21 protein-coding genes are annotated in these 26156 nt (G+C 33.5%); 10 read left to right on the top strand and 11 right to left on the bottom strand.

Going from position 1 to position 26156, the window contains the following annotated elements:
• Positions 1 to 172: 172 nt before the first annotated feature.
• The 6 genes from HM982_RS04330 to HM982_RS04305 form a co-directional block, all read right to left on the bottom strand.
• On the bottom strand, positions 173 to 1018 hold the full coding sequence (locus HM982_RS04330) for an ABC transporter permease (protein ID WP_179351881.1): 846 nt from the start codon (positions 1016 to 1018) through the stop codon (positions 173 to 175).
• A gap of 236 nt (positions 1019 to 1254) precedes the next feature.
• On the bottom strand, positions 1255 to 2229 hold the full coding sequence (locus HM982_RS04325) for an SDR family oxidoreductase (protein ID WP_179351880.1): 975 nt from the start codon (positions 2227 to 2229) through the stop codon (positions 1255 to 1257).
• Positions 2229 to 3524, bottom strand: a complete 1296-nt coding sequence (locus tag HM982_RS04320) for a nucleotide sugar dehydrogenase (RefSeq protein WP_179351879.1) — start codon at positions 3522 to 3524, stop codon at positions 2229 to 2231. Before HM982_RS04320 ends, HM982_RS04325 begins: the two co-directional genes overlap by 1 nt.
• Complete coding sequence (locus tag HM982_RS04315) at positions 3521 to 4111, bottom strand: sugar transferase (protein WP_179351878.1); 591 nt, start codon at positions 4109 to 4111, stop codon at positions 3521 to 3523. The genes HM982_RS04320 and HM982_RS04315 overlap by 4 nt, the downstream gene beginning before the upstream one ends.
• 102 nt (positions 4112 to 4213) lie before the next feature.
• Positions 4214 to 6691, bottom strand: coding sequence for a polysaccharide biosynthesis tyrosine autokinase (locus HM982_RS04310; RefSeq protein WP_179351877.1), 2478 nt, complete (start codon positions 6689 to 6691; stop codon positions 4214 to 4216).
• Between the two features lie 6 nt (positions 6692 to 6697).
• Positions 6698 to 7498, bottom strand: coding sequence for a polysaccharide biosynthesis/export family protein (locus HM982_RS04305; RefSeq protein ID WP_179351876.1), 801 nt, complete (start codon positions 7496 to 7498; stop codon positions 6698 to 6700).
• 103 nt (positions 7499 to 7601) lie between these two features.
• Between HM982_RS04305 and HM982_RS04300 the strand changes: the two genes are divergently transcribed.
• From HM982_RS04300 to HM982_RS04255, 10 genes are all read left to right on the top strand, one after another.
• Entirely contained in the window at positions 7602 to 9464 is a 1863-nt protein-coding gene (locus tag HM982_RS04300; RefSeq protein ID WP_179351875.1) for an ABC-F family ATP-binding cassette domain-containing protein, read from the top strand.
• A 102-nt stretch (positions 9465 to 9566) separates the two neighbouring features.
• A complete protein-coding gene (locus tag HM982_RS04295; RefSeq protein ID WP_179351874.1) occupies positions 9567 to 10337 on the top strand; it encodes an O-methyltransferase in 771 nt (256 codons plus the stop codon).
• 79 nt (positions 10338 to 10416) lie between these two features.
• On the top strand, positions 10417 to 11106 hold the full coding sequence (locus tag HM982_RS04290) for an ABC transporter ATP-binding protein (RefSeq protein ID WP_179351873.1): 690 nt from the start codon (positions 10417 to 10419) through the stop codon (positions 11104 to 11106).
• 307 nt (positions 11107 to 11413) lie between these two features.
• Entirely contained in the window at positions 11414 to 11989 is a 576-nt protein-coding gene (locus HM982_RS04285) for a cob(I)yrinic acid a,c-diamide adenosyltransferase (RefSeq protein WP_179351872.1), read from the top strand.
• A gap of 250 nt (positions 11990 to 12239) precedes the next feature.
• Positions 12240 to 12461 (top strand): DUF2795 domain-containing protein, encoded by a 222-nt coding sequence (locus tag HM982_RS04280; protein ID WP_008272287.1) that lies wholly within the window; start codon positions 12240 to 12242, stop codon positions 12459 to 12461.
• Between the two features lie 301 nt (positions 12462 to 12762).
• Positions 12763 to 16119 (top strand): preprotein translocase subunit SecA, encoded by a 3357-nt coding sequence (gene secA / locus HM982_RS04275; protein WP_179351871.1) that lies wholly within the window; start codon positions 12763 to 12765, stop codon positions 16117 to 16119.
• Positions 16120 to 16516: 397 nt separating this feature from the next.
• Positions 16517 to 16900 (top strand): T9SS type A sorting domain-containing protein, encoded by a 384-nt coding sequence (locus HM982_RS04270; RefSeq protein WP_179351870.1) that lies wholly within the window; start codon positions 16517 to 16519, stop codon positions 16898 to 16900.
• Positions 16901 to 17059: 159 nt separating this feature from the next.
• On the top strand, positions 17060 to 17602 hold the full coding sequence (locus tag HM982_RS04265; RefSeq protein WP_179351869.1) for a hypothetical protein: 543 nt from the start codon (positions 17060 to 17062) through the stop codon (positions 17600 to 17602).
• A 190-nt stretch (positions 17603 to 17792) separates the two neighbouring features.
• Positions 17793 to 18716, top strand: coding sequence for a peptidoglycan DD-metalloendopeptidase family protein (locus HM982_RS04260; protein ID WP_179351868.1), 924 nt, complete (start codon positions 17793 to 17795; stop codon positions 18714 to 18716).
• A 59-nt stretch (positions 18717 to 18775) separates the two neighbouring features.
• Positions 18776 to 21010, top strand: coding sequence for a DNA topoisomerase 3 (locus HM982_RS04255; protein WP_179351867.1), 2235 nt, complete (start codon positions 18776 to 18778; stop codon positions 21008 to 21010).
• A gap of 24 nt (positions 21011 to 21034) precedes the next feature.
• On the opposite strand, the gene HM982_RS04250 is transcribed toward HM982_RS04255, so the two are convergent.
• From HM982_RS04250 to HM982_RS04230, 5 genes are all read right to left on the bottom strand, one after another.
• Entirely contained in the window at positions 21035 to 21508 is a 474-nt protein-coding gene (locus HM982_RS04250; RefSeq protein WP_179351866.1) for a GyrI-like domain-containing protein, read from the bottom strand.
• A gap of 146 nt (positions 21509 to 21654) precedes the next feature.
• The gene (locus HM982_RS04245) at positions 21655 to 22230 is read right to left on the bottom strand and encodes a fasciclin domain-containing protein (protein WP_179351865.1); all 576 of its coding nucleotides are present in this window, start codon (positions 22228 to 22230) and stop codon (positions 21655 to 21657) included.
• Positions 22231 to 22411: 181 nt separating this feature from the next.
• Positions 22412 to 22870, bottom strand: a complete 459-nt coding sequence (locus HM982_RS04240; RefSeq protein WP_179351864.1) for a cold-shock protein — start codon at positions 22868 to 22870, stop codon at positions 22412 to 22414.
• Between the two features lie 162 nt (positions 22871 to 23032).
• A complete protein-coding gene (locus HM982_RS04235) occupies positions 23033 to 23494 on the bottom strand; it encodes a hypothetical protein (protein WP_179351863.1) in 462 nt (153 codons plus the stop codon).
• Positions 23495 to 23589: 95 nt separating this feature from the next.
• Positions 23590 to 26052, bottom strand: coding sequence for a zinc-dependent metalloprotease (locus HM982_RS04230; RefSeq protein WP_179351862.1), 2463 nt, complete (start codon positions 26050 to 26052; stop codon positions 23590 to 23592).
• Positions 26053 to 26156: the final 104 nt, after the last annotated feature.

Here is a 26156-nt window from a genome sequence, read left to right as displayed (position 1 = left end):
GTATTGATCTTTCTATATACTTTATATTAAACGCTAAACTTTTTTTTTCTTCAACAAGCTCTTCCCTTATTTTTAAGGGAATATGGGTTTATTTTCCTTCAAAGAAAACAAAGACTGAAGGGTTTTCTTCCTATGTCCTACTTTCTACTCTTTACTAACAACTATCAACCAACTACGCACTCAACCGCTCCACAATAATAGGAATTGAAATACGATAAATAATCAACCCTAAAAATAAAAACGGAATACAAACAGCCAATACCACCAAAAAGTAATTAAGATACTCTGGTGTAAACCCTACAACCAAATCTCTAGCCGTTAATAGAATTGGAGTTATAGGGTTCCAAGTCATTATCGTTTTCATAATCCCTGTTTTAGGAATCGCATAAACAACAGGAGTCACATACATTAAAAACTGCATCGCAAAGGTGATTATTTTTCCAATATCCTTATACAAAAGCCCCAAAGGAGTTAAAAACAAGCCCACAGTGGTTCCAAAAATAATAGCACCCAAAATAGCTACCGGAAACAATAGTAAACCCCATTGCAAACCCACACCATAAATAATCACAAATACAACTAGAATAAGTATTTTAATAGACGTATCAAATAACAATTTATAAATACCAGAGAGCAACAAAGCCTCTTTTGGAAAATTGATTTTAGTTAAAATACCTTTAGCCGCTTGTGTACTCGTCATCGGAGAATTAATTGAAGCCACGATTATAGACCAAATTAAAGTTCCAGAAAAAGCATAAACAGGGTATGGAATTCCAGTATCAGACAATTCAATAGTTCCACTACTATTTAAGAAAATCCAAACAGCAGCTGTAGTCAATGGCATAATAAACGCCCAAAGAATCCCTAAATAAGATTGGCGGTACATTGCTTTTATGTCACGTTCTGCCAATTGTCGTGCTAAAAAACGTGAATGATACATATCAGATAAACTCGCTTTTAAAAGCTTGCCAAATTTTATAGTACGTTCTTTCTGGTAAACACGAGTTTCTAAAGCCATTATTGGTAACTAATCATAAGGATTTATGCCTTTTTTCTATGGGCTAATATACTAATAACAATAACAAACTGAAAGACGCTCAAAAGAATAATACTATAAGCTTTTTATGTGAGCAAAAAATAACCAGCGCACCTTAGTTAAAATTAATTAAAATCACTCATTATTGTAAGGTATGGCTATATGAACGCAATTAACTATAGAAGCATCCTGCTAATAAAAGCGATTTAAAAAAGTACTTAAAAGTTATCCCAGGTAATCTTCAACCCTTCTCTAACCGTAAATTGAGGTTGATAACCTAATAAATTTTCAGCTTTAGAAATATCGGCTAATGAATCCCTAACATCACCTTGTCTATTTGGCCCATAAATGGCTTTCAATTCCGAATCAGCTGCAATTCGTAAAGATTCCCACAAATAATTGATTGTAATACGCTCTCCACAGGCTACATTAAAAACTTCATTTTTGGCCTCTTTAGAAGCGAAGAACCCCTTTACATTCGCCTGAACGACATTATCTATAAATGTAAAATCTCTGGTTTGTTCACCATCACCATTAATCTTAGGAGCCTTATCATCGTTAAGCGCTTGCATAAATAATGGAATTACTGCTGCATATGCACCATCTGGACTTTGATTTGGCCCAAAAACATTAAAATAACGTAAACCAATTACATCGGTATCATACGTAGTTCCAAAGACATCTGCATATAATTCATTGACATATTTAGTAACAGCATAAGGTGATAAAGGTTTCCCAATCGTATCTTCCACTTTTGGAAGCGCTTTGCTATCGCCATAGGTAGAACTTGAAGCCGCATATACCATACGTTTAACGGTAGAACTATCTTTTAGAGCAATCATCATATTTAGGAATCCAGAAATATTAACTTCATTGGTTGTTGCTGGATCATTTATAGAACGGGGTACAGAGCCCAAAGCCGCTTGGTGAGATACATAGTCAATACCTTCCATAGCTTTTTTACAAGTCTCTAAATCTCTAATATCGCCTTCTATAAGTTCGAAGGCAGGATTATCTTTAAATTCGGCTAAGTTTTCGCGATGACCGTTAGAAAAATTATCTAAGACCCTGACTTTTTTGGCATTATATTTTAATAAATACTCGGTAAGATTAGAGCCAATAAAGCCACCGCCTCCTGTAATTAAAAAACTTAATTCTGATAAATCTGTGGTATGATGTGGATTTTCGTACATTATAATCTAGCATCAATTGAGGTTAAAGGAAGTAGTGATTTTACATCAAAAACAACCCCTGTTTCTGATTTCAATTTGGTAATATCTAATTCTAAAAATTCATTATGCGAAACCGCTAAAATAACCGCTTCATAATCGGAATCTAATTCGTTAAAATCACTGATTAAATCTATTTGATATTCATGGTTTACCTCTTCTTTAGAAGCCCATGGATCATAAACATCAACATTAACATGGTAAGTTTCGAGTTCTTTAATAATATCAATAACTCTAGAGTTTCTAATATCTGGGCAATTTTCTTTAAAGGTAATCCCTAAAACAAGGGCTTTTGATCCTTTAATAGTCGCCCCTTTTTTAATCATCATTTTCACAGTTTCCGTAGCGACATAACTCCCCATACTATCATTCATCTTACGGCCTGCAAGTATAATTTCTGGATTATAACCCGATTCAATCGCTTTTTGTGCTAAATAATAAGGGTCAACACCTATACAATGCCCCCCAACTAAACCTGGAGAAAAATTCAAAAAATTCCATTTCGTACCAGCAGCTTCTAATACCGCTTTAGTATCAATATCTAATAATCTGAAAATCTTAGAAAGTTCATTCACAAAAGCAATATTAATATCACGTTGTGAATTCTCTATAACTTTAGCTGCTTCAGCTACTTTTATAGAAGGCGCCAAATGCGTTCCGGCGTTAATAACTTTTAAATAAAGGTCATTCACTTTTTTAGCAATCTCTGGTGTAGATCCTGAAGTGACTTTTAAAATCTTTGTTACCGTATGAAGTTTATCACCTGGGTTAATACGTTCTGGAGAATATCCTGCAAAAAAGTCCTTGTTATATGTCATGCCAGAAACCTCTGCTAAAATGGGTACACAAATATCTTCCGTAGCACCAGGATAAACTGTTGATTCGTAAATAACAATAGCGTCTTTAGACATCGCCTTTCCTACTGACTCACTAGCTTTTATTAGCGGAGTAAACACAGGTTTATTTAAAGCATCTGTTGGTGTTGGAACAGTAATAATATAAATATTAGTAGCCTTCAATGCCTCAGTATCATCTGTAATATATAATCCTGTTTCTGCACCTAAATCTGTTGTTAATACCGATTTTAAATGGTCATTTTCAACCTCTAAGGTTTTGTCTAACCCAGCATTTAATTCAGTAATTCGCTGGTTGTTAATATCAAAACCAACAACAAAAAACTGCTTGGCAAATTCTACAGCCAGAGGCAAACCAACGTAACCTAATCCTATAATCGCAATTTTATCTTCAGAATGTGTCATTTAAGTATCGTAGATTTTAAAATAAGTATCAAATCTAAATAAAAACTATAATTTTGAACATAATTTTTATTGATTTTAACCTTATCTACCCAAATAATCGTTCTATTGTAAAATACTGGATCCTTTTGCTTTGCTAATATACTTTCTTCGTTCTTGTATTTTAAAGTTGCAGGACCAGTAATTCCTGGTTTCACTTTTAGAATAATGCGGTCTTCACCTTTTAATTCATCTGCAAACCCCTTTAAATCAGGACGAGGTCCAACAAAACTCATATCACCTAATAACACATTAAATAATTGAGGCCATTCGTTAAGCTTAGATTTGCTAAGATACTTTCCAATACTTGACATTTTGGTAACAATAGCTCTTGTGGGATGTATACTATCTTTAAGTGTTCTTATTTTATAAATTTTAAATAGCTTCCCATATTGTCCCACTCGGCATTGCGAAAACACACCCCATTGTTGTGTATCAATAGTAGCAATAAGAATTAATAGTATAATAGGGGTAATAAGCAATGGCAATAACAACAACACCAAAATAACATCAAAAATACGCTTGATACGAAGTTGAGTTGTACTAATCATTACTTTTTAATTAAAATATGCTGAATCATATCAAGATAACGATTTGATAATTAAAGTTCAGTTTCAAGTTCAACTCTTTCTGTTTCAAGCTTCAAAATCAACTTATATCTTTTTGATAAAATTCTTAATTCGTTTAAATATAGGGCTTTTATCTTTTTCGTGATAAGCATTTCCATAAACGCCATAACCGTAGCCATAACCGTAGCCATAACCGTAACCATAGCCATAGTTATGATTGTTTTTATGCTTGTAGAAGTTGAGCACAAAATTAACGTTTTTAAGCTCACCAGAACGGTATTTAGCATTGACTAACTGAAGCATCCCTTTTTTGGTATAGTCTAAACGCACCATAAAAATTGTGGTATCGGCATACTGTACCAACTCTAATGCATCTGTTACCAAACCTAAAGGAGGTGTATCTAAAATAATCATGTCATACTCTTGTTTAAGCGTAGCCATCATTCCTTTTAAATTATCACTCATTAATAATTCCGAAGGGTTAGGAGGAATTGGTCCTGAAGGAATAATGTCTAAATTTTCAATATGTGTATGTGTAGTTATGTCCTCGAGACTATCATCGCCAATGAGGTAATTCACCACACCTTTTTCATTGGTGATATTGAAATCATCAAAGATTTTTGGTTTCCGTAAATCTAAGCCTAATAGAATAGTCTTTTTTCCTGAAAGCGCATATACCGTAGCAATATTTATAGAGGTAAAGGTTTTACCTTCGCCGCTCACAGACGAGGTTATCATTAACGTATTTGCCTTACTGTCCGAAGAATTATTTTTAAATATAAATTGTAAACTTGACCGTATAGCTCTAAAAGATTCAGCTACTGCAGACTTGGGTTTTTCGTGAGAAACCAGATTATTTTTATAACGGTATTTCCCCACAAGTCCTAATACAGGAATCTTAGACATTCTTGCTACCTCATCAGAACCATGAATAGTATTATCTAATAAGTATAGAATAAAAATCAAAAGCATTGGTGTAAAAAACCCCATCATTAAAGCCATCATATAGTTAAGTGACTTATTAGGTCCTATGAGGCCGCCACCTATATCTTTAGCTTCATCAATAATAGTGATATCTGAAATATTTGCTGCTTTTACAATAGCTGCTTCACTGCGTTTAGCCAAATAAATATCATAAGCTTCTTGACTCATATCAAGTTGCCGTTGTATTCTTAAAAACTGTTGTTCATCCTCGGGTAATCCTCCTAACTCTGATTCTAAATTAGCAATACGCTTATTTAATGTTGATATTCTCGCTTTAATCGTCTTATTTGTAGCATCTATTGTTTCTAATAGTACATTTTTTTCGGAATCAATACGACGATCTAATTCTTTAAAAAGTCCGGAGCCCTCTTTTGTTGTATATTCCAAATTTTGACGTTCAGCTGCTAAAGCGACAATTTTAGAAACACTACTCAAGATATTATTTTCATCAATACCCACACTGGTTGGCGCTGCAATATTGGTATAATCTGTTTTAGTATTTAAATAAACTTCAAGATTATCTAAATAATCTAATTTAGACGCTTCTACTCGTTTTTCAAGTTCAAATTGTCGGAGCTCTTCTGAAATTTGAGAAATTTCTTCACTGACATTGAATACTTTATTGTCTCTACGAAATTGATTCATCTCTTCCGTAAATCCTTCAAGGTTAACATTAACAGCTGCTAAGCTACTATCAATAAATTTAATCGTATTAGTGGCATACAAATTTTTTCGCTTTAGCTCTGTTTCGCTAAGAATTGCTGAAGTCGCATTTAAATAGTCTACAATTTTAGCTTTATTATGCCCTGTCAATTCTAATTTTAATATAGAACCAGATGATGTGCCTACAGGATTTATCATTACATCCGTCTTGTAACTATTAACTACTCTATCAAAATCACTAAACTTTAAAAAATATTCAGCCCCAACATCAATAGTATGAAAGGGTTTTACGACAATCTGACCATTTAAAAAAGGCAAATCAATCGTTTCTCCTTTCTTATACGTTTTAGTATAAGCTTCGTTAGGCACTTTAATTCTAGATTTTGATTTATCACCATAGCTTTGAGCAGTAGCATTTACGCCTTCAAAAGCCGTAAAGACTTCAAATTCATCAGTACTTAAAAACCGTATACCTACAGGATAATTGAGGACCTGGTTTTTAGATTTGTCTATTATAAATTCAAATGGGGCATTTTTGTAAATATCTGTTTTTCGGTATTTACCTTGTTCGAGATACTCCATATAATACTGAAGTGTATCTACAACAATTTCATTATGAGTTCGTGTCTTAACAGCGGTCATTATTTTACCAACTTTCCCGGAAGTCCCTCCCCAGTTAAAGGAAATACTCGTGTTAGCTGTAAAAAATGGATTCTGATCATTATCTACAGAAATCAAAGAATCTAAACGATAAACATTTTGCTTACGTACATTAATGAAATAGGCGATTAGTAAAGCGACTCCAATACAAATCAATACAAACTTCCAAAGATTTAGTACTTTAAAAAGAAATCCTCTAAAGTCAAAACTCACGCTTTGAGACTCTATATCTTCTAACTCCTCGTAATCTCTCATAGTAAATTATAATCTTGAATAAAGTAAGATACTTGTACTAAGCAATGAAATAATAGACGCTATTGTAGTAATACTAGATACCGCTGTTTCACCAGTCCCTAATGACTTCTGTTTTAAGGGCTCTACATAAATAATATCATTTGGCTGAATATAATAATACGGCGATTTCATGACGTTAACATCTGTTAAATCTAAACTATGTATCTTCTGACCTTGCGGATATTGTCTAATGATTTTTACATTTTTTTTATTACCTGTAACCGGAATTTCACCAACATTAGCAATGGCCTCAAATATATTTACGCGTTCGGTAAACAATACCTGACTCCCAGGAGAACCCACCTCACCGCTAGCGGTGTATCTTAGACCTGCTAATTTTACGGTTACAAAAATATTCGCAGTTTCCTTAAATTGCTCTTCAAGTAATTTTTTCTCTATATTTTTTTCTATCTCTTCCGTGGTAAACCCTAAAACATTCATATAGCCTAAGGTTGGTATTCTAATATTTCCATGAACATCAACTGTAAACCCATCAAAAAAAGCACGCTCAGCACTACTCGCATTTAAGCTACCTTCACCTGTAGGATTCAAAATTGAGACCGTTTCCTGATCTAAAGCCTTGACTCTAACATTTAAAATATCATTAACCTGAACCCGATAAGGTTTTTGTATTTCAAGTAAATTATTAGGGATTGTATCATTAATAGAATTTTCCTTATTCTGAAGATAAATGGTATCCTTGTGAGGAATACAAGAAGAAACAATAACACAACTCAAAAAAATAAATAAAAGCTTAATACGCTTCATATATATAATAGATCTTAAAAGACAAATATAATGTATCAATAGTAATAACAAAACAATTACTTTTGTTTTTGGTTTATTTCCAATCTTATAAAAAAAAATCAGTTTGAATTACCTCAACGTTGAAAACATATCTAAATCTTATGGCGAATTAGTTCTCTTTAAGGACTTATCTTTTAGCATCCATAAAGATCAAAAAATTGCTTTTGTAGCCAAAAATGGAAGTGGAAAAACCTCCATACTTAATATTTTAGCAGGAAAAGACACTCCCGACGATGGACAAATCGTTATTAGAAAAGGACTGCGATTAGCTTTCTTAGATCAAGAACCCGATTTAGACCCTAACCTTACACTTGAAGAAACTATTTTTGCTTCAGACATTCCTGTGCTTAAAATTATTGAAGCTTATGAACATGCTCTAAAAACCCCTGAAGACACCGAAGCTTACCAAAAAGCTTTTGAAGGTATGGATCGCCATAATGCATGGGAATTTGAAACCCAATACCAACAAACTTTATCACAGTTAAAACTCGATGACCTTACCATTAAAGTAAAAACACTTTCTGGTGGGCAAAAAAAACGTTTAGCCTTAGCGCAAGCTCTCTTAAGCAAACCCGACATTTTAATCTTAGATGAACCTACCAACCACCTCGATTTAGAAATGATTGAATGGTTAGAGGATTATTTTGCTAAAACTCAACAAACCCTTTTTATGGTCACACACGACCGTTATTTTTTAGAACGGGTTTGTAATGAAATTATAGAATTAGACGAGGGTGAATTATTTACTTATAAAGGAAATTACTCCTACTACTTAGAAAAGAAAGAAGCACGCATTGAAAACCAAGCCACCGAAGTTGGCAAAGCCAAACAACTCTACAAAAAAGAACTCGATTGGATGCGTCGCCAACCTAAAGCACGTACCACAAAATCTAAAAGTAGAATTGATGATTTTTCTGAAATAAAATCTAAAGCACATAAAAGACGAAACGACCACCAAGTGCAACTAGAAATTAACATGGAGCGCCTTGGGAGTAAAATTATAGAGTTTCATAACGTCTCTAAGTCTTTTAAAGATAAAACGATTTTAGACGGTTTTGAATACACCTTCAAAAAAGGCGAACGCATAGGTATTATTGGAAAAAACGGAACCGGAAAATCTACTTTTCTCAATTTACTAACGCAAACCCTTCAACCCGATGCTGGTAAAATTGTCATTGGAGAGACCGTTAAAATCGGTTATTATACGCAAGGTGGCATCAACGCCAAACCCAATCAAAAGGTCATTGATGTGATTAAGGAATTTGGTGATTATATCCCTTTAGCCAAAGGCCGCCAAATTAGTGCGCAGCAATTATTGGAGCGCTTTTTATTCAACCGAAAAAAACAATGGGATTTTGTTGAAAAGTTAAGTGGCGGCGAACAAAAACGCCTTTACCTTTGTACGGTTTTAATTCAAAATCCAAATGTTTTAATTCTCGATGAGCCTACAAACGATTTAGATATTGTAACTCTAAATGTCCTCGAAGATTTCTTAATGGATTTTCCAGGCGTACTTCTAGTCGTTTCTCACGACCGTTATTTTATGGACAAAATTGTGGATCACATGTTTGTGTTTAGAGGCGAAGGTGTTGTAGATGATTTCCCTGGCAACTATTCCGATTTTAGAGCTTATGACAGTAGCCAACCCAAACAAATAGAAACTACTGAAAAAGTAGAAAACACTAAAGCAGTTAAGCAAAATGAAGCAAAAAAATTAGATTACAACGAGCAAAAAGAATACAAAAATTTAGAATCTAAAATTCGCTCACTAGAATTGGATAAAACTGCAATGGAAGCAAAATTTCTTAACCCTGATTTATCACAAGTGGAGATTAATAAACTCTCCGATAAACTTCAAGTTATTATCGATACCATTGCAGAAAAAGAAATGCGATGGTTTGAGTTAGCTGAAAAGTTAGAAGATTAGAAGCCTCTCAAAGGCGCTAAGACGTAAAGCTTAAGGTGAGTAATTTCTTTTTCTTTGCTATTTAGTGCCTTTACGAGAGAAAGAAACTTTGAAACTGATAAAGTGTACCAAATAAAAGCCTACATAAAATTCCTATCAAAAGCCTCCAATCAACATGGAGTCCACTCTCCTTTTGTCTATAATTTTGTGACTAAATGTCTTTATAACAAAACGAAATTTGAAGACTATAAAAAACTCGCTCAATATAAAACGGAGTTATTAAATTCAAATGTAACGCTTCAGATTAAAGACTTAGGTGAAGGCTCCAGAACCTTAGATGCGAATCAACGGAAAGTCTCTAAAATGGTAAAAACCTCTAGTAGTTCAAAAAAAGATGCCAAACTACTATATAGATTGTCAAAATATTTAAATTTTAAAAACATACTAGAATTAGGAACTTCATTGGGTATGGGCACTTATGCGCTATCATTAGCAGACTCAAAAGCTAAAATTATTACCATTGAAGGCTGTTTAAACACCTCTGCTTTTGCACAATCACAGCTACATCATCATAGGATTAAAAATGTTGAATTCATAACAGGAAGTTTCACCAATGAAATTCCCAACTTAAAAAATAATAATTTTGATTTTGTCTTCTTCGATGGACACCATAATAAAACAGCTACCATTCAATATTTTAAAGCTTTACTACCTAAAGTTCATAATGACACTGTTTTTGTTTTTGATGACATTTATTGGTCTAAAGGCATGACCGAAGCCTGGGAATATATTAAAAATCACAAGTCCGTAACAGTAACCGTTGACACCTTCCATTTAGGCTTCGTATTTTTCAGGAGAGAGCAAGTCAAAGAACATTTTAAAATTAGAATGTAACAAGTTTGTAACTTTAACGTCTTATTTGAAGAAACGATTTTTATCTTGCAAAAGATATCGATTAAAACAGCTATTATTTATGAGTAACAACGTCATTGAAATTAGAAATATCATTAGAGATTTTAAATTAGGACAAGAAGTTGTTCATGTTTTAAAAGGCATTGATTTAGACATAAAACGTGGTGAGTATGTCGCTATTATGGGACCTTCCGGATCTGGTAAATCAACACTCATGAATTTATTAGGTTGTTTAGACACACCTACAGGAGGTTCTTATAATCTAAACGGTAATGACGTTAGTCAAATGTCTGACGACGAACTAGCAGATATAAGAAATACCGAAATTGGTTTCGTTTTCCAAACCTTCAATTTATTACCTAGAACAACAGCTCTAGACAATGTGGCTTTACCAATGGTTTATGCCGGAATTTCAAAAAAAGCAAGAGAAGAACGCGCCACCGAAGTTTTAACTGATGTAGGGTTGGCTGACCGTATGGACCACAAACCCAACCAACTTTCTGGTGGACAAAGACAACGTGTGGCCGTAGGTAGGGCTTTGGTCAACAAGCCTTCTATTATCCTTGCTGATGAGCCTACAGGAAACCTAGACTCAAAAACAGGTGTAGAAATCATGAAATTGTTTGACGAAATTCACGCCGCAGGAAACACAGTAATTATGGTAACTCACGAAGAAGACATTGCCGCTCATGCCAAACGTGTCATTCGTTTACGTGATGGTATTATTGAAAGTGACACATTTAATTCTTAAAAAAATTTACAATCGAAGCCTCAGTTTTAGTCATATATTCTAAATATTCAAATTTTAGGTATTAAAGACAAATATTCATTTTAATATGTTTTAAAACTTTTTTGGTCATTGCGAAGCTAATTATTCCAGTTAGCAGTGACAATCTACTTATTAATAAGTTCTTCATTTCTACAGATTACCATATTTCAACCGATTTTCACTTTACACTTTTACTTAGCGCCTTCTCGAGGAAAATCTTGAAACATCACGCTTCACACTTCAAACCTAAATCCTTAACTTTACACTTCAAACAATAAACTTCTACATCTTGAAAGTATATACTAAAACAGGCGATAAAGGCACAACTGCTCTCTTCGGGGGCACACGCGTTCCTAAACATCATATAAGAATTGAAAGTTATGGCACTATTGATGAGCTAAACGCTTATATAGGTTTAATTAGAGATCAAAATATCAACCAATTATATAAAAATACATTAATGGAGATTCAGGATCAATTATTTACTGTTGGTGCTATTTTAGCAACCGATCCTAAAAAAGCCACTTTAAAAAGCGGAAAAGACCGCCTAAACATTCCTAAGATTTCTAAAGAAAACATTGAGAAATTAGAAAAAGAAATGGACCTCATGGAAGACAGCCTTCCACAAATGACACATTTTGTTTTACCAGGTGGTCACCAAACGGTGTCATTCTGTCACATAGCACGCACAGTTTGCAGAAGAGCAGAGCGTTTGGCATCACATCTTAATGAATTAGAACCTTTTCAACCTGAAACTTTGATGTACATCAATAGACTATCTGACTACCTTTTTGTGTTGGCACGGAAGTTGTCATATGATTTAAACGCTGAAGAGGTAAAGTGGATTCCCAAAAAAGAATCTTAAATCTCAAAATCAGAATAGGATTAGAAATCGCAAAAATTTTATCCGAAACAAAAGTTGAAAATTATACGTTCTTTCTATTAATGATTAAACATTTATAAGTGAAGTTTGAATAAATCAAAGTACATAAATATAAATGTTCAGCAAGACCGATAAATTAAATACTATAACTTAAGAATTAATTACTTTAATTTTTTCTTGGATTGTTCAACTAAAAAATTATTTTTGCAAAAAACAAAATTACAACGCAATTATGTATTGGACATTAGAATTAGCATCTTATTTAAGTGATGCGCCTTGGCCAGCAACCAAAGATGAGCTTATTGACTACGCCATTAGAACAGGAGCCCCTTTAGAAGTTGTTGAAAATTTACAAGCAATAGAAGATGAAGGAGATTCATACGACTCTATTGAAGAAATTTGGCCAGATTATCCAACTGACGAAGATTACCTCTGGAATGAGGATGAATACTAACATATAAAATAATTATAAAAAAAGTCTCTTGCGTTACTATAACTGAGAGACTTTTTTTATTTTCGGATGCTTTTTTAATTTGAAATTAAAAAAGTATCAGAATTAAATAATTTACAACTCAAAGATTGTCCCTTTTAAAGGACTTTAGGGGTGTTTTAAATATAAACGACCTCTAAATCTTATTTTAAAAATTTAAATATAACTCAACAATAATAGCTTAATGTTGATAATTATTTTTAAATCTAACTGAAATTAACAAAAAAAAGATTGAAACCATTCAATCCATTACAAAATACCGAATATGACATTTTTAGATAAAGTACTAAAAGTTTTTGTTGGAGACAAATCCAAACAAGACGTTGGTGCTATTAAGCCTATTGTTGAGAAAATAAAAACTTTCGAGAAAGCTTTAGAAGCCTTGTCGCATGATGAATTGAGAGCAAAAACAGCTGAGTTTAAAGCCAAGATTGCAGAAGCCAGGCAACCACTAAACACTAAAAAAGAAGAACTTTTAGAAAAGGCTAAAATCACTGAAGATATTGATGAACGTGAAGATATCTATCTCGAAGTCGATAAAATTGATGATGACATCTATAAAGTTACTGAAGATGTTTTAAACGACATTCTTCCTGAAGCTTTCGCTGTGGTTAAAGAAACCGCTAAACGTTTTGTTCATAACACAGAAATTCCTGTCACTGCAAATGCTTTTGACCGAGAAATTTCTGGTGAACACGATTACGTGACTTTAGACGGCGAACAAGCCATTTGGGCCAATTCTTGGGATGCTGCAGGAAAACCAATTACTTGGGACATGGTACACTACGATGTTCAACTTATTGGTGGTATTGCTATGCACCAAGGAAAAATTGCAGAGATGCAAACTGGTGAAGGTAAAACATTAGTCGCAACGCTTCCAGTATATTTAAATGCTTTGGCTGGTAAAGGCGTTCACTTGGTAACAGTCAACGATTACTTGGCCAAACGTGATAGCGCATGGATGGCTCCAATCTTTCAGTTTCATGGTATGAGTATCGACTGTATTGATTATCACCAACCTAATTCAGATGCACGTCGTAAAGCTTATAACGCAGATATTACTTACGGAACTAATAACGAATTCGGTTTTGATTATTTACGTGATAACATGGCACATTCGCCAGATGATTTAGTTCAACGTCCACATCATTTCGCTATTGTCGATGAGGTGGATTCTGTATTAGTTGATGATGCACGTACCCCTTTAATTATTTCTGGTCCAGTTCCAAGAGGAGATGAACACGAGTTTGATGCGCTTAAACCAAAAGTGCAACAGATTGAAGAAGTACAACGTAAATATTTAGTTGGTGTTTTAGCCGAAGCAAAGAAATTAATTGCTGCAGGTGACACTAAAGAAGGGGGCTTCCAACTATTAAGAGCTTACAGAGGTATTCCTAAAAATAAAGCTTTAATTAAATACTTAAGTGAAGAAGGTATTAAGCAATTGCTTCAAAAAACCGAGAATCACTACATGCAAGATAACAATAGAGAGATGCCTTTAGTAGATGCAGAACTTTATTATGTGATTGATGAAAAAAACAATCAAGTGGAATTATCTGATAAAGGAGTTGAGTTCTTATCCGGTGAAGATGACCCCAACTTCTTTGTGATGCCAGAAATGGGAACAGAAATCGCTAAGATTGAAAACAAAGGCTTATCCTCTGAAGAAGAAGCGAATTTAAAAGAAGATTTATTCAGAGATTTCGGTGTAAAATCTGAACGTATTCATACGTTAAATCAACTTTTAAAAGCCTACGCCCTATTCGAAAAAGACAATCAATATGTTGTTATGGACAACAAAGTTATGATTGTCGATGAGCAAACGGGTCGTATTATGGATGGGCGTCGTTATTCAGACGGACTACACCAAGCTATTGAAGCTAAAGAAAATGTAAAAATTGAAGCGGCAACACAAACCTTTGCAACTGTAACACTTCAAAATTACTTTAGAATGTACCGTAAACTCTCTGGTATGACAGGTACAGCGGTTACAGAAGCTGGTGAACTTTGGGAAATCTATAAATTAGATGTGGTAGAAATTCCAACCAACAGACCAATCGCTAGAGATGATAGAGACGATTTAGTTTATAAAACGAAGCGAGAAAAATACAATGCCGTTATTGACGAAGTTACTGCGTTAGCAGAAGCCGGAAGACCTGTTTTAATTGGTACAACCAATGTAGAAATTTCAGAGCTTTTAGGAAAAATGCTTAGCATTCGTAAAATTAGTCATAACGTCTTAAATGCGAAACAACATAAAAAAGAAGCTGATATTGTTGCACAAGCTGGTAATGCTGGCCAAGTGACTATTGCCACAAATATGGCTGGTCGTGGTACCGATATTAAATTAAGTGATGAAGTTAAAAAAGCAGGAGGTTTAGCCATTGTTGGTACTGAACGTCACGATTCGCGTCGTGTAGATAGACAGTTACGTGGTAGAGCTGGTCGTCAGGGAGATCCAGGAAGTTCACAATTTTACGTGTCTCTAGAAGATAACTTGATGCGTTTATTTGGTTCTGAGCGTATTGCTAAGATGATGGATAGAATGGGCTTAAAAGAAGGTGAAGTTATTCAACATGGTATGATTTCAAAATCGATTGAGCGTGCACAGAAAAAAGTTGAAGAAAATAACTTTGGTGTTCGTAAGCGTCTATTAGAATATGATGATGTTATGAATGCGCAACGTGAAGTAATTTACAAGCGTCGTCGTAATGCCTTACACGGTGAACGTCTTAGAGTGGATTTAGCCAACATGATTTTTGATACGTCGGAAGGTATTGCTGAAACCAATAAAAATGCTAACGATTATAAGAATTTTGAATTTGAATTGATTCGTTATTTCTCAATGGAATCGCCTATTACTGAAGCTGAATTTGGTAAAAAGAATGCGACTGAGATTTCTGGTATCATCTATAAAGCCGCTTTTAAGCACTATAGAGAAAAAATGCAACGTGCTGCAGATTTAGCATTTCCTGTTATTGAAAACGTGTACAACACGCAACGCGATAAATTTAAAAGAATAGTTGTGCCGTTTACAGATGGTGTTAAAAACCTTCAGGTTGTAACCGATTTAGAAAAAGCATACGAAACTAAAGGAACGCAGTTAATTAATGATTTTGAAAAGAACATTACATTAGCCATTGTTGATGATGCTTGGAAAACTCACTTACGTAAAATGGATGAGTTAAAGCAGTCAGTGCAATTAGCGGTTCACGAACAAAAAGATCCATTGTTAATTTATAAGTTCGAGTCTTTTGAGTTATTTAAACTAATGATTGACCAAGTAAATAAAGATGTAATCTCATTCTTATTTAAAGGAGAAATCCCTCAAGAAACTGCAAATACTATTCAAGAAGCAAAACAACGTAAACAAGAAAAATTAGAAACTCAAAAAGATGAGATTCAAAATTTAGATGAACGTGCTTCTCAAAGTAGACAAGCTGGTGAAAATGCTTCGCGACAACAGCAACAAGTTGTTGAAACTATTGTTAGAGAGCAGCCAAAAATTGGTCGTAATGACAAAGTGACGATTAAACATGTTATGAGTGGAGAGAATAAAACTGTAAAGTACAAACAAGCCATTCCTTTAATTGAAAAAGGCGAATGGGTCCTTGTTGAGTAAAACCATTGTCACACTGAGCGCAGTCGAAGTGTCTATAAATCTATAATCTAAAAATCCTGATGACAACTCATCAGGATTTTTTTTGTTTCAAATTTGATTATATTATGAATTACAATTAGGCTAAAAAATAAAACTTCTTTTTATAGCTCCCAATCATTTTAGCAGGTTATACTATGAATAAGCAATCAATTATTTGACTTTATTCAGTTCATTGAAACTCAATATAATACCATAAAACAACCTCTAGCCACTCAAAAACCCCTTTAGAATGCGTTAAAATCCGGCAAAAAGCACAAAAATGTAAGTAATTTTACCTTATTTTTTGGTTTAATCATTTATTTTCATATGTTTACAGCATAATAATATTTTAACCCAAATTTATTTAAAACCTTAACTTATGAAATTTAAATTACTACTTGTATTTACCATTTGCGCAATGGTATCAACCGCACAAACAAAATCAACTGTTACTAACAGTTTTGACTCACCAACTGTTTCTTTGTCGACAGACAGTTCATCATTTGTAAACACATCTAATGCTGTTAACAATAATGATCCAGTAAAAGTTTACCCAACTTACACCCAAGGTGTAGTTTACTTTAAAGTTGCCGATGCATGTCAAAAATTCAAAATTAGTGTTTATGATATTTACGGTAACCATTACAAAGTTAATATGTACGATGAAGGTGCTATAGACCTTGGTCCTTTAAAAGAGGGGATGTACTACATTAAATTTACTTGTAAACAAATAAGTGTCATTAAAAACGTTATTAAAAAATAAACGTTTAATGCAAAATATGCCATAACAAAAATTGGCTTTTATAAACTAAAAAACCACCTTTTATAATTGGTGGTTTTTTGTTTTTAATCGAAATTGAAAATAAAAACTCCTATTTTTTATAAAAAAAGACTTATTTAGTAATAAAACTATTAAAGTATTATGAATCTCAAATCACTTTACCTAACCGCATTACTATTAACCATCACCCTAATATCGTGTTCGCCAGAGAGCAATACCAGTACAACACCAGAAAACACTGGTGAATTTAATTTTAACGGGGTAAACTATCCGTTAATTACGGCTATTATAACCGAAGAGGAAGCAACAACAAACAGCTCAAGTAAAATTGGTATTAACTTATTTAACAAAACAAGTGCAGAAATTACCAGCAATAACGATACAAACGAAATTGATTACGTGTATTTCGAATTTACTGCTGATACTATAGAAAACACCACTTACAATAGTATTAACCGTTATGATATTTCTGTAGATGGAGCAATTGTAGATAGTGAATTCATCTCAGGAACTATATTTCTATCAGATAGCGACCCTGAATCGGATGTCTTTGCACAATCAGGCTCAGTAACGGTGACTAATTTCACAGCCTACAATATTGTTTTCAGTTTTACATTTACAAGGACTGATGGTCAAATAATTACTGGAAGTTATGACGGCAACTATTTACTTCAGAATAATTAATTTAAAAAAGAACTAAAAGCTGTCTTAATGTCTCATCAAATAAATAAGCAATATTTATTTGATATTTACGTTTCAAACATGGATTAGAATCTTTTTCTTTGCATAGAATTAAGTAGTTTAAATTCCATCAGGAAAAAAAGCATTTAATTACAAACACTGTGTAACCCCTAGAAACAACAGACATTAACACATGAAATACATTTTTTTATGTATCGCTTTCGTTTGCAATACCTTATTATTATTTTCTCAAAAAGACACGCTCGCAAATTCTATTTTAATAGAGTTACCAAACATTAAATACCAAAGAGGACTAGCAAATAAAACTATTGAAATCCCATTAGTTAAAGTCAGTCAAAAAATTGATATTAAAGCCGAAAATTGGGACAATACAACTTATAATCCTTACCTAAATACAACGCAGAAATTTCCAATAGCATTAAATTTCACAGATAGTACTTTTGCCTCACCTGTATCTCACACTAAAGTTATAACTTCTCATTATGGCTGGCGCAGAGGACGCCCACACAATGGCATTGATATCGATTTAGTCACTGGAGATAGTGTTGTTGCTATACTCGATGGTATTGTGCGCTTAGCTAAATATGTCAATGGATTTGGAAACACCATTGTTATTCGCCATTACAACGGCTTAGAATCTACATATGCCCATTTATCAAAAATCGATGTAAAAGCAAATGACACCATAGCCAAAGCGCAGTATATTGGAAAAGGTGGTAATACAGGTAATTCTAGGGGAAGTCATTTACATTTAGAATTAAGTTATAAAGGTGAATCCATTCACCCTGAATATTTATTTGATTTTTCATCTAAAAACGCCATAAGATCACCACAAGTCTGGGTAACTCAAAAATGGACACATGCCAGATTTCATAATTCTAGACGACCTAGTAAAGTCAATATTATAAAATCTGCCGATGAAGCTGCTCTAGCAAGTATAGTTAAACAGCCAAGATTTTATGTCGTAAAAAAAGGCGATACATTGTACGATATTTCGAGACGAAATAATATGTCCATTGCTAGACTTTGTAACACTAATGCCATTAAACAAAACTCTCCGTTAAAAATTGGTCAAAAATTAGTTTTAGAACATTAAAACGAAGTTAGAATTTATAAATTTCAGTACTTTGCACCCTCTAAAAAAATCAAGCGAATTTGAAAGTCTGTATAGCCGAAAAACCAAGTGTTGCTAGAGAAATTGCTGCCGTATTAGGAGCTACCACCAAGCGTGATGGCTACTTTGAAGGTAATGGCTATGCAGTTACTTATACCTTTGGTCATCTTTGCACCTTATACGAACCGGCAGACTATAAGCCTTATTGGAAAAGTTGGGACCTCAACAACTTACCCATGCTACCAGAAAAATTTGAAGTTAAGGTCGCTAACAATGACGGCATAAAAAAACAATTTAATATTGTAAAACGTTTATTTGATAAAGCAGAAGTTATCATTAATTGTGGTGATGCCGGCCAAGAAGGAGAACTCATTCAGCGTTGGGTTATTAATAAGGCGAACTATAAAGGTAAGGTGCAACGTTTATGGATTTCATCTTTAACCACAGAGGCCATTAAAGAAGGGTTTAAAAATTTAAAGCCTGCTGAGAATTATGACAATTTATATTATGCCGGCTTTTCGCGTTCTATAGGCGATTGGCTTTTAGGTATTAATGCCACAAGACTTTATACTGTAAAACATGGTGGCTATAAACAAGTACTTTCTGTAGGACGTGTACAAACCCCGACCCTAGCCATGCTTGTGAACCGCTTTAAAGAGATTGAAAATTTTGTTCCTCAGCCCTATTGGGAATTACAAACTCTTTATAGAGACACCCTTTTTAGTTATGAAGAAGGACGTTTTTTAAAAATGGAAGATGGTGAAGTTTTAGCTAATAAAGTTAAAGAACACGTGTTTGAAATTGTATCCATCACCAAAAAGAAAGGTACAGAATACGCTCCAAAATTATTCGATTTAACAGGCTTACAAGTTTATTGTAATACAAAGTTTGGCTTTTCGGCAGATGACACGCTTAAGATAGCTCAAAAATTATATGAGAAAAAAGCCGTTACTTATCCAAGAGTAGATACGACGTTTTTACCCAATGACGTCTATCCTAAAGTAAAAGGTATTTTATCTAAGTTAACCGACTATACAAGTCTAACCGCACCTATTTTAGGTGAAAAAATCAAAAAATCGTCACGTGTTTTTAATGACAAAAAGGTAACCGACCACCATGCCATTATTCCAACCGGAATGCAAACGCACTTACAATATAATGAACAGCAAGTTTATGATATAATAGTAAAACGTTTTATTGCTGTTTTTTATGACGATTGTAAAGTATCGAATACCACAGTAATAGGAAAAGCGGCTGATGTCAATTTTAAAACCACAGGAAAAGAGATTTTATCAAAAGGTTGGCGTGTTGTGTTTGAATCTGAAAAATCAAATAAAAAAGAAGACGCTTTATTACCAACATTTGTTAAAGGTGAAAAAGGACCACACGAGCCATCTTTTTTAGAAAAACAAACCAAACCACCAAAACAATATACAGAAGCTTCTCTCCTACGTGCCATGGAAACAGCAGGTAAGCAAGTTGAAGACGATGAGCTAAGAGATTTAATGAAAGAGAATGGTATTGGTCGTCCATCAACACGTGCCAATATCATTGAAACTTTGTTTAGGCGTAAATATATTAAGCGTAATAAAAAACAGATTTTACCAACAGTAACCGGAATTCAACTCATCGATACCATTCAAAATGAACTTTTAAAATCTGCCGAACTAACTGGTTCTTGGGAAAAACAATTAAAAGACATTGAAAAAGGTGAATTTAGCGCGAGTGCTTTTATTAAAGGCATGAAACGTATGGTTGATGCTTTAGTTTACGAGGTACGAAGCGAAAAAGTACAGACGCGAATTTCTGCAGTAAATAACAAAACCACCAGTAATTCTAAAGCCAAAACAAAATCGAAAGCAAAAACAAAAAAGACAGCTTTAGTCGGAAGTTCTTGTCCTAAATGTAAAGCGGGTTCACTTTTAAAAGGAAAGTCGGCTTACGGTTGTAATCTTTATGGTAAGTCTTGCGACTTCACCTTACCTTTTAGCTTTGGTGATAAGAAAATTTCTGAAAATCAATATTTACGGTTATTAAGTAAAGGATCTACTGTAAATTTAAAAGGCTTTAAATTAGAAGGTGAAACTCAGGAAGGTTTATTGCGATTTGATGATGCTTTTAAATTAAAATTAGAACCTAAAAAAACCGCTAAAAAGGAAACTCTTAAAGCTGGTGATATCTGTCCTAAATGCAAAACTGGAAAAATACTAAAAGGAAAAACGGCCTTTGGCTGTAGCAATTATAAAACAGGTTGTGATTTTAGAGTGAACTTTTAGTTCTAAAATAAAACATACCAAAGTTTAAGTTATAGATTTTATTGGGATATAGAAATCTTCTTCAGAATCTAGACTTCCGTTGTTATACGTTTTCCCCATGATTTGAAAATGCGGTCTATCATCAATTGCATACCCCGATGTTGGCAACCAATCATTCATAATACTTTGGTAAGTTTTAGAAGCTTCCATTCCTTTTTGAAGAAATACGGCATATTTGCCAGCTGGAATCTCAAAAGACGCCATGCCTTTAGGAATTTCTTTAAAATTTGAAACCTCTACACTAGCCCAAATTGTATAGGCTTCTATATTATTAATAGTTGTTCCCTCTGAAAACTGTTGAATCGCAATGAATTCCTCTGAATTTATATTCTCAATTTCTTTTTTTCTAGGCATAAATTCTTGCCATAATTGTGGAATCTTAAAGTACTCATCCGGTTTCATTTTTGTTGAAATCCCAACAACATTTCGTGTTGTAAAATTTATAATTTTCGGAGACATTATATGTTCTTTTTTCAAACCTTTAGTGCGATTTAAATTAAAGGTATAAAAAAAAGGCACAAGTTAAAAACTTGTACCTTTAAGAATTAGTAGTCATACCAACCAATCATAATATACTAATTCTTACCACAACACAATTTAATCATTTACATTCCTGGTAACACTACTGTATCAACAACATGTATTACTCCATTGGATTGATTAACATCTGCAATAGTTACCATAGATTTATTCCCTGAGCCATCCATGAGCACTAACATTTTTCCATCCATCATAGCTGTTAAGCTTGCGCCATTTACGGTTTTAAAAGTCGCTTTACCATCGCCTTTTTTAATCGCTTTCATAATTGCTTTTCCACTATACTTCCCTGCAATAACATGGTACGTTAATACTGCTTGAAGCTTTTCTTTATTTTCTGGCTTTAATAAGGTTTCTACGGTGCCTTTTGGTAATTTATTAAAAGCAGCATTGGTTGGAGCAAAAACGGTAAACGGACCATCACTCTGTAATGTTTCTACCAATTCTGCAGCTTTTACAGCAGCGACTAAAGTTGTGTGGTCTTTTGAGTTTACCGCATTAGACACAATATCTTTAGAAGGATACATTTCGGCTCCACCAACCATTTTGGTGCCTTTTTCCATTTTTGATTGTGCCATCACTGTTGACCCAAAAATTAAAGTTACTGCTAATGCTAATGTTGAAATAATTGATTTCGTTTTCATAATTTAAGTTTTATTTTGTTTGTTGCTCTACTTACGAAGTTTTGAGTAGGTCGGTTTTAAAAAACTTAAAAAAAATTATTTGCAACGGTATTTCTTAATAGAAAACCTTAACTACAACGCATAAAAAAAGCCACTATAGTAAAAACTATAATGGCTTCAATTATTAAAATTTAATTTCTATTTATGCTTGTTTAACTCTAACGGCATTCATACCACGTTGCCCTTTTTCAAGTTCAAACGTTACTTTGTCGTTTTCAGCAATATCATCAATAATACCACTAACGTGTGTAAAATGCTTTTCATTAGTTTCAGTATCTATAATAAAACCAAAACCTTTAGAATTATCATAAAAAGATACTTTACCTTTTCTAATTGGATCAAACTCTTCTTCGTCTGATTCTTCTTTTGTAGGTACACCAAGAACAATATTCTCAGCTTTTACCTTCACCTTCATATTTGGATCTGGTGGTGTATCTGTTAGGTTTCCATTATGATCTACATAAGCAATTGGAATACCATCTGATCCATTCTCTTCTTTTTCGAGTTTACGCGCTTCCATTTTCTTACGCTTATCTTCTCGCTTCTTTAATCGTTTTTTTTCTTTTTCACTTTTACTAAAAGTCTGTTGTGATTTAGCCATTCGTAGTTTTAAAAATTAATATGTGTGTGTGCTTTTGAAAATATGTATAATGCAGACAAGTTAATTAACTTAACAATGAATCGTATTAAAATCTAGAAAAATAACTCAGAATAAAGCTATTTGTGTAGTATATCTTCAATAAACCGGACACAAATATACAACTTAAATCCTTTCAATCATACCTGTTTGGCTAATATTATTAATCCCAGACTTTAAACTAAGGAATGCATTGCCGTTTGGTTTCACCTCTATATGAAACTCATCTTTACCTAAATTAAAACTAATTGTTACTGTTTGCTTATCGTCATTAAAGACTACATTATAATTACTTACTTTAGAATTAGACCGATTAACAGTGAATGTATAATCGTCCATTGAATGCAATGTTCCGCTTACATTATCTTTAATTATTGCTAGACGATTTTTAGCTTTATCTATAGTTTGTCTTGCTTCTGAATTATAAACCACATGCCCAACATAGGTATATTGCTGTGATTTTAAAGTTGTTTTTAAATTCTGATATGCTGTTTCAAAAACCGCCTTTTGAGATTGTTTTTCTTGAGCACTTACATATACTGTTGACGAAAGACTAAAAAGTAAGGCTATTAAAATTATTTTTTTCATGTTTTATATTTATTAATTTATCCTGAGTATTACTAAAATCTTAAATTGTCTCATCTTCATTGGTGAAATTCAATTTAAAGCCTAGATATTTGGTGTTATTTAGGATCTAGAATCGTATTAATTCGCTCAATACCATCTTGATAATGATATTGGGTTTCCGTGTCTAGATTCCCTCTTAATGCTGAAGTTAGTATACGTTTTACGACATTTAATTCGCCTCGTACCAAAGCTCTTACATCAGATTGGTTTACATTATAATATTGTCGGCTACGTCTTGGATCTAAATCTTCAGTCATTAAGCTAAACATTGCCTCCAAATAGACACGTTGCAAATTACGTCTAAAAATTGAAACATTTGTACCGGATTTTGCTTCAGACCAAATTCCTGTACGTAAATCACTTAAAAATTCTAAAGCAGTGTAATTTTTCGAGTCTAAAGCACTATGATCTATCAAACGTCCTAAACGTTCAAAATTTAACAAGTTATTTAAATGTCTGGATTGTAAACTTCTGATACGGTCCGTATAACCTGCATAATTTATATTTTGCAGAATCGATTTATCTATAAGCCAATTTGGTGTTTCAAAAGCATTTTTCTGTAACCAATTTAAAGCAGATTGCTGCTCTGATTTAGGAACCGCATTGAAAACAGCACCTTCTTGAGAAGGGTTTTTAGTTTCTTCTATAACACCACCAACATGTGTAACGACATGACCAACATAACGACTCCAAACGCTTAATAATTCGCCATAAAGTTCTTCTAAATCATCATAGTTATCGGTTTTATCGCTTGTCCAGCTAGGAAGGTTTTGTGCTACAATTTTTAAGTTTTTTAGTCCATAAGTACTCGCTTTAATACTATTGTTACCAATATCTTCGGTTTGAGCAGTTGGATCGTAACTACCACGCCCTCCAAATTTATAAATAGGATTACCTGATTTTTCATTAACCCAAGACTTTAAAGTTTCCTTTTCATCTTCAGCCGATTTAGCGTCATCAATATAACGGTAACCATAGTTAATCGCATAGTTGTCATAAGGCCCTAATTGTCTAATAAACCTGATGTTTTCATCACCAGGTTGAGCAATATAATTATAGCGTGCATAATCCATTATGGTAGCAGCTATGCCATTTTTTTGAGTAAACGCGCCGTCTCTATAACTTTCTACATCGTAGGCATAACTTGCACTCATATTATGTGGCAAACCTAAGGTATGGCCAACTTCGTGCGCAATAACCATTTTCATCATTTCACCAATATCAGCATCTGGTGTATTTAACGTTCTTGCAGAAGGATTTGCAGCACCGGTTTCTAACAAATAACGATTTCTATAAGATCGCAAATGATTGTGATACCAAATAATATCACTTTCAATAATTTCGCCACTTCTAGGGTCTGACACACTTGGCCCTGTAGCATTTCTTGTAGTACTTGCCACGTATCTCACTACAGAATATCTTATATCTTCAGGGCTAAACTCTGGATCTTCATCTTTAGATGGTGGATCTTTAGCTATAATCGCATTTTTAAATCCGGCAGTTTCAAAAGCTTTTTGCCACAGCTCAATACCTTCTTTCATATATAATCGGAATTTCATTGGTGTAGCAGGGTCTAAATAATAGACGATAGGTTCTACAGGTTCTACCAACTCCCCTCTTTTGTAGGCCTCAATATCTTTTGGAATTAATTTCCAACGTCTTAAATAGTTCTTTTCATCTGATTTTAATTCGTTACTACTATAATCATATTGACTTAGCGTAAACCAGCCGACACGTTGATCAGCAAAACGGGGTTGCATAGGCGTTTCTGGTAATAAAATCATGGACTGATTCATTTGTACACTTATCGTTTCATCACCTGTATTTGTAGGTGGATTTGAAGCATTATAGGTAAAATCTTGAATCACCTCAATATTCTCAGGAAAACTTTTTACAGAATTAATAAAACTTCTAGATTTATCTAAATTCTTTACTTTGTAAGCCGAACGTAATCGTGATGATAAGCCACTAATCGCTTTGACATCTGAACTGTAAAATTTAGTCACATCTATAACTACAGAAGACGAATCTTTTGAAAATGCAGCAATATCAAAAGCATACAAAGTCGGTTCATAATTATTAGATTTTACCGACACATGAATTGGCAAACTATCTGCTGCCACAGCGCTTGAGGATTTTTCTTTAATAAGAATTTTGTTTTTGAAGCGTTCCCAATTAATCATTCTGGTATTGGTTTTGGTACCTGCATTAACATAACCACCACCAAGGTTTGACGGTAATTTTGAAAAGCGACTTACCAATAGCATATCGGAATTTAGATATGTCATCGGAATTTCAAAATAATATTTTTCGCCAACAGCATGCACATCAAATAATCCTGTATCAGTTACCGCCTCTGAAGTAATCACTTTATCATAAGGCTTAATAGTACCATTACTTTTTTTAAACGTTGCTGATTGTGCTGTTTTAGAATTGTCTTTTTTTTGACTTGCAGATTGCGTGGTTGCACAAGATAATAAAAGGGATGAATACAATACTAAGCATAGAATATTTCTCATAAATTAATGGCTGGTGGTTAAATAATTCTGCTAAATATAATTAATAGAATCGAGCTTTCTAATAATTTCTTAAAACCTGTTAAATTGTTCTCGTATTCCTTAAT

It is taken from the genome of Winogradskyella vidalii (assembly GCF_013403955.1).
In the GTDB taxonomy this organism is placed as follows: domain Bacteria; phylum Bacteroidota; class Bacteroidia; order Flavobacteriales; family Flavobacteriaceae; genus Winogradskyella; species Winogradskyella vidalii.
This window is presented reverse-complemented; position numbering and strand designations above follow the sequence as displayed.

What these genes read in the sequence shown, in the direction of transcription:
- HM982_RS04330 (WP_179351881.1), bottom strand. Translation starts at nt 1,018, where the DNA reads ATGGCTTTAGAAACTCGTGTTTACCAGAAAGAACGTACTATAAAATTT.
- HM982_RS04250 (WP_179351866.1), bottom strand. Translation starts at nt 21,508, where the DNA reads ATGTCTCCGAAAATTATAAATTTTACAACACGAAATGTTGTTGGGATT.
- HM982_RS04260 (WP_179351868.1), top strand. Translation starts at nt 17,793, where the DNA reads ATGAAATACATTTTTTTATGTATCGCTTTCGTTTGCAATACCTTATTA.
- HM982_RS04245 (WP_179351865.1), bottom strand. Translation starts at nt 22,230, where the DNA reads ATGAAAACGAAATCAATTATTTCAACATTAGCATTAGCAGTAACTTTA.
- HM982_RS04265 (WP_179351869.1), top strand. Translation starts at nt 17,060, where the DNA reads ATGAATCTCAAATCACTTTACCTAACCGCATTACTATTAACCATCACC.
- HM982_RS04270 (WP_179351870.1), top strand. Translation starts at nt 16,517, where the DNA reads ATGAAATTTAAATTACTACTTGTATTTACCATTTGCGCAATGGTATCA.
- HM982_RS04325 (WP_179351880.1), bottom strand. Translation starts at nt 2,229, where the DNA reads ATGTACGAAAATCCACATCATACCACAGATTTATCAGAATTAAGTTTT.
- HM982_RS04230 (WP_179351862.1), bottom strand. Translation starts at nt 26,052, where the DNA reads ATGAGAAATATTCTATGCTTAGTATTGTATTCATCCCTTTTATTATCT.
- HM982_RS04280 (WP_008272287.1), top strand. Translation starts at nt 12,240, where the DNA reads ATGTATTGGACATTAGAATTAGCATCTTATTTAAGTGATGCGCCTTGG.
- HM982_RS04240 (WP_179351864.1), bottom strand. Translation starts at nt 22,870, where the DNA reads ATGGCTAAATCACAACAGACTTTTAGTAAAAGTGAAAAAGAAAAAAAA.
- HM982_RS04290 (WP_179351873.1), top strand. Translation starts at nt 10,417, where the DNA reads ATGAGTAACAACGTCATTGAAATTAGAAATATCATTAGAGATTTTAAA.
- secA (WP_179351871.1), top strand. Translation starts at nt 12,763, where the DNA reads ATGACATTTTTAGATAAAGTACTAAAAGTTTTTGTTGGAGACAAATCC.
- HM982_RS04310 (WP_179351877.1), bottom strand. Translation starts at nt 6,691, where the DNA reads ATGAGAGATTACGAGGAGTTAGAAGATATAGAGTCTCAAAGCGTGAGT.
- HM982_RS04235 (WP_179351863.1), bottom strand. Translation starts at nt 23,494, where the DNA reads ATGAAAAAAATAATTTTAATAGCCTTACTTTTTAGTCTTTCGTCAACA.
- HM982_RS04305 (WP_179351876.1), bottom strand. Translation starts at nt 7,498, where the DNA reads ATGAAGCGTATTAAGCTTTTATTTATTTTTTTGAGTTGTGTTATTGTT.
- HM982_RS04320 (WP_179351879.1), bottom strand. Translation starts at nt 3,524, where the DNA reads ATGACACATTCTGAAGATAAAATTGCGATTATAGGATTAGGTTACGTT.
- HM982_RS04315 (WP_179351878.1), bottom strand. Translation starts at nt 4,111, where the DNA reads ATGATTAGTACAACTCAACTTCGTATCAAGCGTATTTTTGATGTTATT.